At 35.1% G+C, this 15,149-nt stretch carries 12 protein-coding genes and 1 pseudogene; 5 read left to right on the top strand and 8 right to left on the bottom strand.

What is annotated here, in order from left to right; genetic code table 11:
- Nucleotides 1–111: 111 nt before the first annotated feature.
- Nucleotides 112–684 (top strand): annotated as a pseudogene (locus FLACOL7796_RS17740) (dihydrodipicolinate synthase family protein); the annotation flags it as partial.
- A 498-nt stretch (nt 685–1,182) separates the two neighbouring features.
- Here FLACOL7796_RS17740 and FLACOL7796_RS17735 read toward each other — a convergent pair.
- The 6 genes from FLACOL7796_RS17735 to FLACOL7796_RS17710 form a co-directional block, all read right to left on the bottom strand.
- Nucleotides 1,183–3,387, bottom strand: coding sequence for a TonB-dependent receptor (locus FLACOL7796_RS17735; protein ID WP_173972064.1), 2,205 nt, complete (start codon nt 3,385–3,387; stop codon nt 1,183–1,185).
- 128 nt (nt 3,388–3,515) lie between these two features.
- Nucleotides 3,516–4,277 (bottom strand): hypothetical protein, encoded by a 762-nt coding sequence (locus FLACOL7796_RS17730; protein WP_173972063.1) that lies wholly within the window; start codon nt 4,275–4,277, stop codon nt 3,516–3,518.
- A gap of 275 nt (nt 4,278–4,552) precedes the next feature.
- A complete protein-coding gene (locus FLACOL7796_RS17725) occupies nt 4,553–5,284 on the bottom strand; it encodes a hypothetical protein (RefSeq protein ID WP_173972062.1) in 732 nt (243 codons plus the stop codon).
- 17 nt (nt 5,285–5,301) lie between these two features.
- Nucleotides 5,302–6,174: a class I SAM-dependent methyltransferase gene (locus FLACOL7796_RS17720; protein WP_173972061.1), complete on the bottom strand. Its 873-nt coding sequence runs from the start codon at nt 6,172–6,174 to the stop codon at nt 5,302–5,304.
- A 14-nt stretch (nt 6,175–6,188) separates the two neighbouring features.
- Entirely contained in the window at nt 6,189–6,653 is a 465-nt protein-coding gene (locus FLACOL7796_RS17715; protein WP_173972060.1) for an Mpo1 family 2-hydroxy fatty acid dioxygenase, read from the bottom strand.
- A 1,076-nt stretch (nt 6,654–7,729) separates the two neighbouring features.
- Nucleotides 7,730–8,971: a TMEM143 family protein gene (locus FLACOL7796_RS17710; protein WP_173972059.1), complete on the bottom strand. Its 1,242-nt coding sequence runs from the start codon at nt 8,969–8,971 to the stop codon at nt 7,730–7,732.
- Nucleotides 8,972–9,233: 262 nt separating this feature from the next.
- Here FLACOL7796_RS17710 and FLACOL7796_RS17705 point away from each other — a divergent pair, with 262 nt between their 5' ends.
- The 4 genes from FLACOL7796_RS17705 (at nt 9,234) to FLACOL7796_RS17690 (ending at nt 13,048) form a co-directional block, all read left to right on the top strand.
- Complete coding sequence (locus FLACOL7796_RS17705; RefSeq protein ID WP_173972058.1) at nt 9,234–9,653, top strand: DoxX family protein; 420 nt, start codon at nt 9,234–9,236, stop codon at nt 9,651–9,653.
- Between the two features lie 366 nt (nt 9,654–10,019).
- Nucleotides 10,020–10,625, top strand: a complete 606-nt coding sequence (locus FLACOL7796_RS17700) for a YkgJ family cysteine cluster protein (RefSeq protein ID WP_173972057.1) — start codon at nt 10,020–10,022, stop codon at nt 10,623–10,625.
- Between the two features lie 548 nt (nt 10,626–11,173).
- Nucleotides 11,174–12,715, top strand: a complete 1,542-nt coding sequence (locus FLACOL7796_RS17695) for an arylsulfatase (RefSeq protein WP_173972056.1) — start codon at nt 11,174–11,176, stop codon at nt 12,713–12,715.
- A 93-nt stretch (nt 12,716–12,808) separates the two neighbouring features.
- Entirely contained in the window at nt 12,809–13,048 is a 240-nt protein-coding gene (locus FLACOL7796_RS17690) for a hypothetical protein (protein WP_173972055.1), read from the top strand.
- A gap of 604 nt (nt 13,049–13,652) precedes the next feature.
- On the opposite strand, the gene FLACOL7796_RS17685 is transcribed toward FLACOL7796_RS17690, so the two are convergent.
- The gene (locus tag FLACOL7796_RS17685; RefSeq protein WP_232067398.1) at nt 13,653–14,051 is read right to left on the bottom strand and encodes a hypothetical protein; all 399 of its coding nucleotides are present in this window, start codon (nt 14,049–14,051) and stop codon (nt 13,653–13,655) included.
- Nucleotides 14,052–14,715: 664 nt separating this feature from the next.
- Nucleotides 14,716–15,075: a hypothetical protein gene (locus FLACOL7796_RS17680; RefSeq protein WP_173972053.1), complete on the bottom strand. Its 360-nt coding sequence runs from the start codon at nt 15,073–15,075 to the stop codon at nt 14,716–14,718.
- Nucleotides 15,076–15,149: the final 74 nt, after the last annotated feature.

The raw sequence follows: 15,149 nt of genomic DNA, 5'->3' as shown, positions 1-15,149 counted from the left end.
TTAAACAAGAAAATTCGTGTTAAATAAAATAAATAAAAACATTTTTTTTTAAAGTATAAAACAAAAAAGGCCGGAAGAATAATCTTCCGACCATGACTAGGAGCTACAGCGGTAATGATTATCCCGATGAGTTATTGGAAATTGAGTGATGATGAAATTGTAAAACACTACGATGCAGTTGCCAAACAAATTTCGATCCCAATTATGGCGTACAATAATCCGGCTACAGCAGGAGTAGATATGTCGCCAAAATTATTAAAGAGAATTCTCGAAATCCCTAATGTCACTATGATTAAGGAAAGTACAGGAGATGTTCAGCGAATGCATTACCTCAAGAAAGAATTAGGAGATTCGATAGCATTTTATAACGGTTCTAATCCGTTGTCGCTTTCGGCTTTTGCGGCAGGAGCGATTGGTTGGTGCACCGCAGCGCCTAATTTAATTCCGGAACTCAACATTGCTTTGTACAATGCTATTCAGAATAATGATCTTCAGGGAGCTCAAAAAATATTCTACAAGCAAATCGATTTGTTGCGTTTTATAGTCGAAAAAGGATTACCAAGAGCCATCAAATCAGGATTGCAGCTGCAGGGAATAGAAGGCGGACATTTAAGAAAACCTTTGCAGCCGCTTACAGAAAATGAGATAACCGAACTAGATCGTATTCTGAAGTTGGTTAAGTAATTAAAATAAATATTGGATTAAAAAGCATAGTTTAATTACTATGCTTTTTTGTTTGAGATTCAGAGTATAATCTTAATTGAGGCTTAATTCAACAGAATATTGTCATTTCGACGAAGGAGAAATCACACTCGTTCTTCGGCAAAGATTGGCGATTTTGATTGTGGAGTTTCTAGTGTGATTTCTCCTTCGTCAATGACAAAACCTTTGCGATCTTTCGCTTTAGCGAAAGATTTTTTTGATATAACATTATTGATTTTTTCTACCAATATTTAACTCCTAAAGGAGTAGCTTATTACAAAGATTTTGATCTGTGAATTAAAATTAAAGATCAGCATATTTAATTTAAATGAATATTTCGTAGAGATTAAATATTGGTAGAAAAAAATAAAGGCAAGGCAGAATTTGTCCCGTAGAGACTAAATAAAAAACCAAGTATCGAAGTTTCGCATAAGAAACATTCAATACTTGGTTTTTATATTTTAGAATGAAATACTGTGCTTACCAGCTATATTTCAGAATTAATCGTGCATTAAAAGGAGTTCCGGCAGTAAAATGTATTTCGTCTACAGGTTCCGTTTCATTGGCTAATCTTGTTTCGGTTAAGAATTGAGTTTCTTTCCATTTAGTATCAAAAATATTATCGATGTTAATACCAATCGAAACTTTCTTAATCTGATAATTTACAGAGAAATCAGTAATGCAATACCCTTTTGCAACTACAGAGTTATCTTCATTAGCAGGACGGTCTCCTAAAAAACGAGTTCTTAAACTTCCTGAGAATCCTTTTAAATTCTTCACCGAAAGTCCGCTTGTTAACGTATGAACAGGCGCAAGAGGCAAATAATCCTGTCCTTTTGGTTCATCTATAGAACGGGCGTGTGTGTAGGTATAATCAGTATTCCAGAATAACCAATTGGTAAATTGATATCTTAAACCAAAATCAAAACCTTTACGGGCAGTTTTTCCGCTTGGTTCTACAACGGCTTCATCTCCTACATATACAAATTCCTGTGCCAGATATAAATACCAAAGTGCCGAATTGATGATCATTCTCGGGAACGGTTTCCAGTTAATTCCCAAATCTCCTCCATAAGTTTCAGGAAGGATTTTTTGACCTTTTTGAGCCACAACCACACGGGCATCATTACTATGAAATCCTTTTCCTAATTTTAAGAAATATTGTAAAGTGTTATCCTGAGTATACAAAAAGTTCAGTTTAGGGCTTACAATTGCTTTTGTCTGAGTTTGATTGCTATACGTTGGTGCCAATTGATCTTCGTAACCAAATTTAAAATAATCTAAACGCAATCCAGTATTAATAAGCCATTTTCCTGTTGTAAAATCAGCGCTGGCATAAGAGAAAAGATTAGTCTGGTTTACATCTCCAAGACTTAAATATTCTAAAACAGTTTTGCGGTTTACGGTATGCGATAATTCCAGACCTTTGTTGTTGTCATTTCGTAATCCTGCCCCAATTTTAAAACTCCATTGATCATCGATTTTACGATCATATTCAGACTGGAAACCTACAATGGTTCTATTATCTCTTTGTCTGATCTGATCGCCATTTACAGGATCGTTTAGGAAAAAGGTAAAATTCGAGAACAATTCAAAATCGTATTTGCTTATATAAGCCGTATTTTTAATTTGAGAATAATCATCAATTTTCGAATCGTATTGAAGGTTGATGTTCGATCTTGAAGTATTTCCTCCTTCATTAGAATCAATGGCACCGAAATGCGAAATCATACCGCTATTTACCGCACGATCCGGAATTTGTCCGCTCGCATCCCATTGACTTTTAAAATGCGATACAGAAATGGCAAGCTGATCTCCGTTATTAATTTTAGCAGAATATTTTCCAAATAAATTAATACGGTTAAAGTTTTGCGGAGCATCAAAATAACCATCTGTCATCATGTATTCTCCGGCAAAATAAGCCGATTGATTTTCAGTATTTAATAAATTGAATAGAGCAACAGTTCTGTAGGTATCAAACTGTCCCAATTCAAAAGATACGGAGCTGTTTTTTAAAGCTTTTTTAGTGTTGAAAGCAATATAGCCTGCAGTAGTAAAATCGCCTTTATCTGCAAAATATGCACCTTTGTCAAAATCGATATTATCAACAGTTTCCGGAATCACAAAATGAAGATCGGCATATCCCTGACCATGGCCATGAGAAACCATATTTACAGGCATTCCGTCTACAGATACGCTAATATCTGTTCCGTGGTCACAGTCAAATCCTCTCAGGAAAATTTGTTCTGCTTTTCCTCCTCCGGCATGCTGTCCAATAAAAAGCCCCGGAACTTTGCGCATTAAATCCTGCGAATTCGAGATAGGCTGAATTTCTAAATCTATTTTAGAAATCGTATTCAGGTATTTCAGGTTATTGGTAATCTTGACCTCTTCAAGTAAAAAAGGTTTTTCTTCGAGAGAAATTGTAAGTAAATCGTTGGTCAGGATTTTAATATTTTCAGTAATAAAACCTTGTTTGGTGATTTGTAAACTGTCTTCGGGTTTACTGTTTTCGATAGTAAATTTCCCGTTACTATCGCTGTGGGCATGTGTTTTCGAAAAAAGATTGTGAATTAAAACCTCTTCGAGAGGCTTTCCGTTGGTATCTGTAATAACGCCATTTACAGACTGTGCATTTACGGAAAAGGATAAAATAAAAATTCCAAGAACAAATAATAATCTCATGAGAACGGGGGGCTAAACTTTTACTAGTATTTTAAAAATGCAAAAGTAACCTAACAAGCAGAGAATTTAAAATAAAATTTGTTAAATGTAAGAAAAAGTTTATTTTTAATTTGGTGGTTTAAAAGTCTTTATTCTTCTAATATTTTTTCAGTATCAATTTTGTTCTTTTCCTGATAAAGCATTTCGCCCGTTATACCACTATCTCCTAATGCACGCCCTTTTATTAACCAGGCAATTCCAAAAGCAAAAAGAGACAATGCCTCGAGAACCAAAGTAGAATACTCAAACCGATCTAATTTCTCTGATATTGGCACCAAAACAACAAATAGTATGATGGCATAACCACAAGTTCTGTAAATATTATTTTCGTTTAAGATGCTTTTGGGACTTCTGGTCTCGTTTTTTTGCCCTATCGTAAAAACATTTATGGCCAGTAAAGCCATTATCAGGAATAAAAGAGCAGCAAAACCATAATGAAGCCAGCCGAGCCATTCCTGAGTAGACGGAATTAGTGTGTAGATCCTGGTTTCTATTTTATTTTCTTCAGGAGCGGGAGTAGTTGGAAAGAAGGCAACGGCCAAAGCCATCATTCCGGCAATATTGGTGAGTAAATTATCATTTTTCCAGATCGAAGCATTTCCATGACCTTTATATCGAATTAAAAATAAACCAACGGCACACAAAGTTCCGGTAAAAAACTCTCTAAGATGCGTGTAATAATAATGACTGATAGAATGCTGAACGGAAGTTTGAAAATAAGAAATGAATGAAAGGCCAACTAAAAGTATCGGAAGACTTATACCCAGATACCCTATAGCACGTCTGATTCTTCTATAGGTGAAAACGTCATAACTCTCAATTTTAATTTCATCGTTTATATCTATTTTCATATCGCCAGTGTATTGGTTTGATAATGATGAAGTTAATGTGAAATTTTAAAGAAATTAAATATGTTTTTTTGTTTTGATTGTTATGATAAAGCATTTTTTCAGGAGCTAATCCCGCTATTCGTTCCAATCTTTTGTGGCGAACACCGCCACAAAAGGATTTCCTCTTCTATCGGGGCTAGGACACTCGTTTTCATAACAAGATTACGTAAAAAAACATTGAAAACATTGTCAGACTGAGCGAAGTCGAAGTCCCTCGTTATTACAACTTTTATTTCCTACTCAGTCAAAGGATTATAATTTTTATATCGTGTATAAACTTCCAGATCCTTTACAATTTCTTTTTTTACCGTTTTGCGTTTTCCTTTTTTATCGATAATATAAATTTCTCTGTTATCATTATCCAGCGAAACGCTAGCAAACTCTCTTAAGCTATCTTTTTCTATTTTTAGAAATACGGTCGAACTTCCGCCATAAACCAGCCAGGCATCTACACAATTTAAAAGTTCGTTATATTGTAGATTAGGATAGTGATCAGAATTTTTCATTAAAACAAATCTCTTTTTGGAGGGATTAAAAATAAGCAATTTTCTAATTTCGTTGGCGCCTCTTGCCGCAACCGAAGACTTAAAGGTAAGATCATTGAATCCGTCGTTATTGAAATCGTTTAGTTCAGGTTCGCAATTGGTTACGCCATCTTTCAGGTACTCTAAATTTTGTTGAGTAATCCATTTGTTGTTTCTTTTTTCGAACAGATTAATTTCGACATACGTGCTGTCATCCGTTCTAAATTGGTTGACGGTTAATTTAAATTTTCCTTTCGTTCCAACCTGAGTACTATCTGTAAAAGCTTCTTCTAAAATAGTTTTTGTGGTATCTGTTTTAGTTTCAGGTTTGATGATCTCTTTTTTTGTGATGACTTTTTCAGGAAGATGTACAGTTTGTTCTTTGCTTTTTTGGGAGCAGCTTATTATCGAAAAGAATAAGACGAGAAGTATTGATTTTGTCATATTATAAAGGTAGCTGATTATTGTTTTATTCCTAAGGCAGTTCTATAAAACTCGTAGCCTTTTTCATTTCGATTAGGCAGGTATTTTTCACGATATTCAGTTGCACCTAAATCTTCGATGAGCTTGATGTTAAATTGATTTAGATAATTCGATAATTCATTCGGCATAAAACCAAAAGTCCAGCGTTCTTCAAGTTTATCAAGATCTGTAAGCAGTTTTTCGCCGCCTACAAATGATTTTGGATTTTCTATTATTTCTTTGTGTACATATGTGAAGATAATGTGACTGTTTTTGGCAAATTTTGAGATAAAAGAAAAAGTATTCTGAATAGCTTCTTTGGTTAAATAATTGGTAACCCCTTCCCAAATTATGGCAGTAGGTTTGGTAAAATCTAAATTATGCTGCGCTGCTAATTGCTCAAGATCCTGTTTGTTAAAATCAATTTGAAGAAAACTAACATTTTCCGGAACTTGACCAATCCTTTTTTTATAAGTTTCGATTTTATAATTTGAAGTGTTGGGATGATCAATTTCTATAACTGGAATTGATTTTAAGAAATCAAGTCTTAATGCCCTTGTATCAAAACCTGCTCCCAGAATTATTACTTGTTGTACGCCATCTAAAACAGCAGTTTGAAGCAATTCATCAATATATTTTGTTCTGGCAAGTCCTGAAGAAAAAGCACCGGGAATCTTTTTTTGTATCGTATTCTGAATGTATTTTCTAATTGAAGGATATTTAGACATGCGCGTAGCGAATCTTAATTTTGGATCCAGAAAATGTATTGCATAAGGATCTGAAAATAAGCGATCTTTTTTATCTAATATTGTTTCCAAAGCTCTAAATAGTGCCATATATTGGGCAGTTCGACTAGTTTTATCTGCTTTCATGAAAAATAGGTTTGTTATTTCTTAGAAAACAAATTCTCTACAACCCATGCAGGACCAATCATAAGGAACTGAAGATCTTTTAAGAAAGAGGGTTTTTTGCCTTCGATATTATGACCGTAAAATTGCCCGATCCAGGCGATGACAAAAACGCCAATAGAGAATATCCATAACGGAACAACTTGACCGATATAATAATTTACAACCAAACAAATCGCTGAGAAAATCGCAATTTTGATGGCCATTGCCACGGATAACCTGATATAAAAAATGAGCACAAAAATCAGGACTACAACGGCCCAGTTTTCGATAATAGGCGCATTTAGTTGTAGCGTATTGGCAATAAAACTACTTGGGATGCTCATTAATAATCCTACAATAGAAAAGAAAATTGCGGGAACACATACATAATGTATCGCTTTGTTTTTTGGGTTTTGATGACTTACGGCATATTCATCAAACCATTGATCTAATGTTCTCATTGTTTTGGTTTTGAGGTTAGTTGCGTAAATCTAATCAAATTTCTTTTTCGTTGATCGATTTATGAATTTGACTTAAAATTAATTGAAAAAATTATATGGAAATGGGGTTTAAATTGTACGCGGATGAGACGGATTCGCTGTGCGAAAGTGCGGATTTGTACGGATTTTTGTATACTGTATTTGAATGACAAACTGGGGTTAATACTGATGAGGTATTTAAGTATTAGTGATCGAATTAATATTTATAAAAAAATAAAGAGCAAATATAACCCAAGCTAAAAATGGAATTAATCCTAATAGAATCCACAGGGATTTATATTTAACATTTAAATTGAGATCTTTTTTAAGAAGGCAAATTAAGAAGATAAAGGATGAAATTAAAGCTGTAAAATGAAAAATATAGCAGGAAATCCATCCACAATGATAAATCCATCTGAGATGTTCTATATATCTAAATTGTTGTGTAAACCTGCCTACCAAAAAGCCTGATACGAATATTGTTATTATAAAAATTGAAAAAGTTTTTACATTATTCATTTTTGCTTGATATTGTAACCATTTGATAAAGATAGAAAAACTATAAAATGTAAAACCGAAATATACACAATCTTGTCATCCCGAGGAACGAGGGATCTTCACAAGAAACTAACATAAAGTATATGTAGATTGTCGAGCTACTAACGGAGATCCCTCGTTCCTCGGGATGACAAAAATGCGTTGCCCCATGACGAACATCATCTTTTCGTATTAATTGTCAGGCTGAGCGGAGTCGAAGCCCTCGTTCTAATTGGATCGCCCTTCGACTTCGCTCAGGGTGACAAGCTTATAGTTGATTTATGTCGCATGCTTTACGTTCAATATAACCCCAAACAAAGTATTTGTCATCCTGACGCAGGAAGGATCACACAAAAAGCTCGACTAAGATTGTGGAATTACTAGTGTGATCCCTCGTTCCTCGGGATGACAAGATTGCGGGAATTTCTCATGAAAACAATTGCCCTAGCCTTTATAGAAGCGGTATCCTTTTATGGTGGGGTTCACCATAAAAGATACAAGTGGATAGCAGGAAACAGCTCCTAAATATTTACAGTTGTATTGGCATAATCAAAAACATTATCCCATAACTCATCTATGGTTACGAGGGCTTTGTTTAGCGAAATAACTTCCCATTTTCCGTTGGTTTCGATGCCAAGTCCAATGTTTTTTAGTTTGGTTAAAGCATCTTTTACATTAAAATCAAGATCAGTGTTGAGCTTTGTTTTAAACCAGGATTCTATTTGGTCATCGAGTTCTTGTGCGGTTAGGGGTTTTTCGCTTTGGTGTAAAAAAGTATAAGCCAAAATGGTTTCTTTCAGTACTTCTTCTTCGGATGAATTTAGGAGCGAGTAAAAGGCGCCACTATTGTTCCCGAGGTTCTTAAAATAAAGACTGTCTGAAAGTATTTTAGAATATTTGATTTTCTTGTTGACAAAATTGCTGTATTGACGAAAAAGGTACAACGACAAAACGCCAAGAGCAATTAAGCCTTGATTTAGAGAGGCTTTGCTGTTTAATAAATCGATCGTTTCGCCAGACTGATATGCGGCATACATACCTATCAGAGCCGGAATTACAGTGGTACTCAACAACGAGATTCCGCCGCCAATACCGGGAACCCAAAAGAACAATTTGTCTCGTGTTGACATTCTTGGTATGGCATTAGGAAAAATGGTTTCGAGATCGTTTTTGGGTACGCGCTTAAAGATTTTTAAGGCAATTGTTCCCGGATCAATTGGCATTTTGCCCAGTTTGACTTTGTTTTCGCTCAGGTATTCTTTTTCGTTGTAGTTGAGGTAAATCAGGACGCGATCATAATACTCGATGTCGATTTCTTTTTTCCAGAAAATATATTTCTTTACTTTTTCTTTTGCCTGATGATGCCCACGAACGTACAATTCGTAATCTTTGAAAGCATTAAAATCTATAGAAAGATTCAGGCCAATTAAGTCTGAATCCTCAAATGCTTTGTCTAGAGTTTCCTGATCGACACGACGATAATTACCCTGATCTAAAACTTTTAGAAGGGTTTCTTTGAAAACAGTAAAATCGCTTTTACCCAAAAAAGCCTGACGTTCTTTAAGACTTAAATCCGGATCGAATAAGGCATAATTTTGCTTTAAGTTTCGGTTCAGATTAAAGGCTTCGTAATGAAAATAGTGTTCGATGATATCAAATAATTTTTTGAAATCTTCGACCTTTTTTTGATCATCAGAGAAAGTAGCAATTTGTTGTTCGAGTAAGAATTCCTTGTTAAAGGGAATGTAATGTTCTCGCTTCATACATTTTTGGGGCTTAAATTTAGTGGTATTTCTAAAACGCAAAAATACCATTGGAAATTTGATTTCTGAACTGATTTTGTATTAAAATTTAGTTATTTTCTTTTAAGGTTTAGAACGTCTAATGACATGGAGATCAAACAACATTTCCGGTAAAATTTTGCAAATAACGTACTACATATTATCGTAAATTTGAGAGAATGTGACTTAAATAAAACTCACTTTTAAACTGAAAATTAAAACTTTACGATAATTGATACCCGATATGGAAAATATACATACCTCTAAAACTCAAATTTTTGTTAGAATACTTTTAGGAATTTTTATGATCACGGCGGCCATTGGTCATTTTACTTTTCAGCGGGACGATTTTCAGGCACAGGTTCCTAATTGGGTGCCGCTTGATAAAGATCTTGTGGTCATACTCTCCGGAATTGTAGAAATCGCATTGGGATTGAGCATGATTTTTTTAACCCGATACAAAGTTCAGGTAGGCATCGCGCTGGCCGTATTTTATGTTTTGGTTTTTCCGGGCAATATTGCTCAATATCTTAATGGAACCAGCGCTTTTGGTCTTGATACTGATAATGCTCGTTTGATGCGATTGTTTTTTCAGCCGGTTTTAATTTTCCTGACGCTGTGGTCTACAGGAGCGATTAGTTTTTTTAAGAGACTAAGACACTAAGTTGCTGAGTTGTTTTTAGGAAAGGGACAAAGTAGCAAAGGTTCAAAGAAACAAAGTTTGAAATTTTAGACTTTTGTGAAAACTAATTTAATTTCTTCTTTACATATAGCCCGTGTTATCAACCACGGGAACACAATACGAGGCGTGATATTATCGTACCCCGTGGTTGAAACCACGGGCAATGTCTAACAAAGTTTATTAAATGTACAACTTTGGAATTTGGAATTTAATTTTTAGAATTTGATATCTACTCCAGTTTGGAATTTGGATTTTTTTAATTGAAATTTATTTTTTCCCACTTTTTTCCCAATACTATCATCATCATAGCTCGAGCCATTTCTATTAGCCTACCTTACCAAAAAAAGGATGGCGATAGAAGATAAGGTTAGGCAGGTTGAAGCATTATTTGATCGTCTTGAAACTGAAATTACTGCTTTTCAGTCAGAGACGCATTTGTTTTGCAATGCGGGCTGTGGCAAATGCTGTACTACGCCCAGTATCGATGCCTCTCCTTTAGAATTTTTACCGTGGGCATTTCATTTGTTTTTGAATGGCAAAGCCGAGGAAACTTTAAAACTTCTGAACCAGACTTATACGCATAATTGCCTCATATATAGTCCTCTTTCTGTTTTAGAACATAAAGGAAGCTGTAGTAATTATCGTTATCGTGGACTAATTTGCCGACTTTTTGGCTATGCTGCGAATACAGATAAATACGGAAAACTACGCCTGGCAACCTGCAAAATCATCAAAGAACAACAACAAGAAAATTTCATCGCAGCCGAAGAGGCGATTAACAACGGTAAATACGTCCCTGTTTTTACCGACTATTATATGCGACTGGCCCAAATAGACCTTAGAATGGGTGTTATTTTAGTTCCCATAAACGAGGCGCTCAAAATCGCTATCGAAGAAGTTTTGCATTACTACGCCTACAGACCACTTCCGGACGGACTTGGAAATATTGCTTAATTTTTTTTTTGAGATTCTGAGTGGCTAAGGTTCTGAGGGACTAATGTTTTAAAGCTTTAAAACTATAAAAATTAAATCTTTTTTTAGGAGCTAATCCCGAACCCGAGCCTGAAAGTGCGAACTGGCGAAGCAATCCGTTTCAATCTTTTGTGCCTAACACCGGCACAAAAGGATTTCCACTTCTATCGGGGCTAGGGCAGTCGTTTTCATGAGTTGTCATTTAGAGGAACGACTATATTATGCTCTTTTACTGGTTTCAGGAACTTTGTCAAAGTTTCAAACTTTGACAAAGTTGTCTAACTTAGCAAGATTTGGAATTTGGATTTTTTTATTTTGAAATTTAAGAAACCACACTATCACTGTGCTTGTTATCGTTGCATAATTAAAGCTCGTTTCATTTTATAACTTGAAACAGAGTTTACTCCCAAAACTTCATTTTTATGCTTTTGACCTTATAATTTTATACTGCTTTATTTCTCATTGAATTATGATAATTAAAGAAGAGTAGCAGATGTCAAAAAGGGTTTAATAATTTAATTATTTAAAAGATGAAAATTAACTTCAAATTTGTCAAGGTATCTTTACTTTGTGTATTTATAGCCTCAGTATCTACCGTGAATGCGCAAAAAAAGCCTAACATTTTAATTATTTTTGGGGACGATGTAGGAGTTACCAATGTTAGTGCCTATAGCCGCGGATTAATGGGATTTACAACTCCCAATATCGACAAGATAGGTAATGAAGGAGCTGTTTTTATACAGTATTATGCGCAACAAAGCTGTACCGCAGGTCGTGCGGCACTTATTACTGGACAATCGCCTTATCGTACCGGTTTAACAAAAGTAGGATTGCCGGGTTCACCGGTAGGTTTACAAAAAGAAGATCCTACGATTGCCGAGTTCCTGAAACCGTTAGGATATGCATGTGGTCAGTTTGGTAAAAATCACCTGGGCGATCAGGATAAATATCTACCAACAGCGCACGGATTTGATGAGTTTTTTGGTAATCTGTATCACTTAAATGCAGAAGAAGAACCAGAGAATGCAGATTATCCAAAAGGAGCAGAATTTAAAAAAGCATTTGGTCCGCGTGGAGTACTCAGATCTACAGCGGGAGGAAAAATCGAAGATACAGGACCACTTACCAAAAAAAGAATGGAAACTGTTGACGAAGAATTTTTGGCAGCAGCCAAAGATTTTATTACAAGATCAGCAAAAGCAGGCAAACCTTCTTTTACCTGGTTTAATAGTACCCGTATGCACGTTTTTACACATCTTAAACCTTCGTCTTTGGGCAAAACAGGTTTAGGAACTCAGGCTGACGGAATGGTAGAACATGATGCCATGGTAGGCGAGCTTTTAAAACTCTTAGACGATCTTAAAATTGCCGACAATACCATCGTTATTTGGTCTACAGATAATGGTGCTATGAAAAACCAGTGGCCTGACGGAGGTTCTTCGCCATTTCGATCAGAAAAAGATACCAACTGGGAAGGAGCTTATCGTGCTCCGGCAGTAGTGCGCTGGCCAGGAGTGATAAAACCGGGAAGCAATTTAACCGGATTATTTTCGGCAGAAGATTGGTTGCCAACATTGGTTGCAGCAGCCGGGGGAGATCAAAACCTGGTTCAGAGTGCGCAGAATGGAGTACAGGAAGGCGGTAAAAACTTTAAAGTACATCTTGACGGATACAATCAGTTATCTTATCTAAAAGGGCAAACGGGTAGTAATCGCCATGACTTTGTTTATTTTGATGATGACGGAAATCTTGTAGCGTATCGCGATGACCGTTTTAAATATACTTTTGCAGCTCAATACGCAAAAGGGATGGAGATATGGCGTGACCCAATGGTAAAACTTAGAGGCCCGTTTATAATTGATTTATTGGCAGATCCTTTTGAGTATGCTGTAGATGGCTCTATTGGTTATGAAAAATGGATGATGGACCGTGCCTTTTTAATTTTACCGGCGGTATCAAAAGTGGCACAATATCTTGAAACGTATCGTAAATTTCCGCCACGTCAGGCACCGGCAACATTTTCTATAGACGAAGTGATTGCCAAATTGCCTAAACCTCAAATAGAACGATAGTTTTTAGTTGGATTATAACGTATAAAATACTGTCAATTTTAGATTGGCAGTGTTTTTTTGTGCTCATGGTTATTTAATTTAATAAATCATTCTATGTCCCTCCCAGATGAATTGTACAACGCAAAATTTGCCGAATATATAGATTCTATGAAGATCATGTATTTGGTAGACGATAGGTTTAAAATGATTTGTGATGATTATTGCATCAGTAAAGTAAATGCCGAAAAATTCAGGCAAAAAATAGAGCGCGATTTTCAGCATCAGCTCAAGCACGAAAATTTATCTAAGGAGCTAGAAGAGGAGATATTAATTTATATTATGAAAAATATATAATTAAATTTCGTCATCAATTTCTATCAGATAGGACTCAAGCAATTGTTGTGTGTCGGGATCAAGTCTCCATAATCCGCGCCTGTTGTTTTTAGGGCCAAGACGCCTGAAATTTTTAGGATCTAGCTTAAAAGGAAGTACTTTGTATAAGTAGGCAATAAGCAGAAAACCTTTTTCTCGTCTGCAGACTACGGCAGGATCATATAAAGATTAACAAACAATTTACCGTAATCGATAATATAAGTTATTTGCGCGTTCTCTGTTATTATGGTGCCGTAATGATAAAATTGAATTGGTAAAAGCTTCGATTAGGGTCAATGCTCAGTTTTAAATTGTTGAGGTACTGTATTTTTTAAAAAATTTCTTAAAAAAAAGTATAAAAAAGTGGGACTTTTAATCGTTGGCGTCGATTAGAAATCCCACTTTATGGTTCCAAAAAAAAAGTGACAACATTTAATATTTTCCTTGACGGTAAATGGCAAATCTTGAGTAAAAATTATTTACCGCAATTTTACCACTAAAATAGAATTGTAACAATAGGTATTTATACCTGTTTTTTTATTTGTTTTGCCACGAAAGCACTAAGTTCTTTTTCTTTGGTTTGGTATTAATTGAGTTCTGATGTTTTTAGCTCGATTATTTTTGCAAAATATTGTATAAGGTATTTTCGTTCTACGGCAAACAAAGCGTTTTCATCTTCGGTTTTTAAGTATAAATCGGCGATGCTTTCAGCGTCCATCTTGTTATTTAGGTAGTGATGTTCGCCATATTTTATCAGATTGTCTAGAAAAACTTCGCGCATTTTACCTTTTTCGAGAGTTGCTTCGTCGCCTTTTTTTATTTTTTCCATCTCAGATTCCGTTAAATCTATAGTAAGGTATGTATAGTCTACAGGAACTTTTAACAGCATTTCTTTGTCTACTTTTCCAGAGCCATAGCAATAGGCGCAAGGTGCAGGCGTCCACTTTAGTTCCTTATTCAGGCGTCGAATATCTTCCCAGTCCACAAAAGCTTTCCCTTGGCATCTGGGACATTCTATACTAGATTTTCTAAATAGGAAATTAAAAATGGTCATTTTTTCTATAATTATTTAGCGATTAGTGGCATCGCGAATATAATTATTTATGTAAGAAAAATTGGTTTATCAAAGCATTTTTTTTAAGAAAATGATTTATGAGCCGTGAGAATTAAAGGATTTTTACACGTAAAAGACGATTGCCGATTTTTAGAATCGAAGTTTTCCGGGTTTGTATTTTTGTTGTTATTAGCACAAATTGCAAATATGCGTTATGAAACTTTTTGAAATTAAGCTTCCGCCCTTACAGGGCTTAAAAATATAATTGTTTATCATTCATTCATAGTGCTTTGCACCACATGCTATTGCTAATGCTCTTTCAGAGCAGCAGGTTTCGAACATTTATCATGGTAAACATGAGTACCCGAAACTTTTTAAAATAGGCTGAAATCCCTAAGAGCAATAGCGTGGTGCAACGAACTACGAATTAAATCAAAAGAGGAAATTGCCCTGAAAGGGCAAAATAAAATAGAGAATAAAGATGTAAAGAATCGTTATTCATTCCTAGTACTTCGTAGCGTGCTATTGCTAATGCTCTTTCAGCAGAAGGTTTTGAATATTTATAATGGCAAATCTGCTCTATCGTTGTGTATAGTTATTTTGACTTTTTTTTCATCAAATAATAAAAAACATTTTGTCCTCCCTCGACTAAAATATTCGATTGTACAAATTCATATCCGTACCCGGCCATAAAATTTAAAGCATCGATAATCGAATTAAATACTAAAACTTCTCCGTTTTTATCTTTCAAACGCGCCGTATCATTGTTACTCGACATCAATTTTGTTCTTTGCCCTATGTCTATCGAAATCTTAACTTTAGAAGACATATATACTGAACTTCCAATGATCTGAAGATATTCTACATCCAGATTCTGAATAGGGATTCCGTTTATCGTTTGTGCAAAACCCGCAAAGCTGAATAGTAACGTAAGGGTAAGTAGTAGTTTTTTCATGTGATACTTGAGATTATCGGTTAGTGGTTTAGTTAGATAATTGCAATGTGAGATTTGCAATTTTTTAGTTTAGA

This window comes from Flavobacterium bizetiae (genome assembly GCF_902804475.1).
GTDB lineage: Bacteria > Bacteroidota > Bacteroidia > Flavobacteriales > Flavobacteriaceae > Flavobacterium > Flavobacterium bizetiae.
Note: the sequence above shows the minus strand (reverse complement) of the source record. Positions and strands in the feature narration are given on the sequence as shown.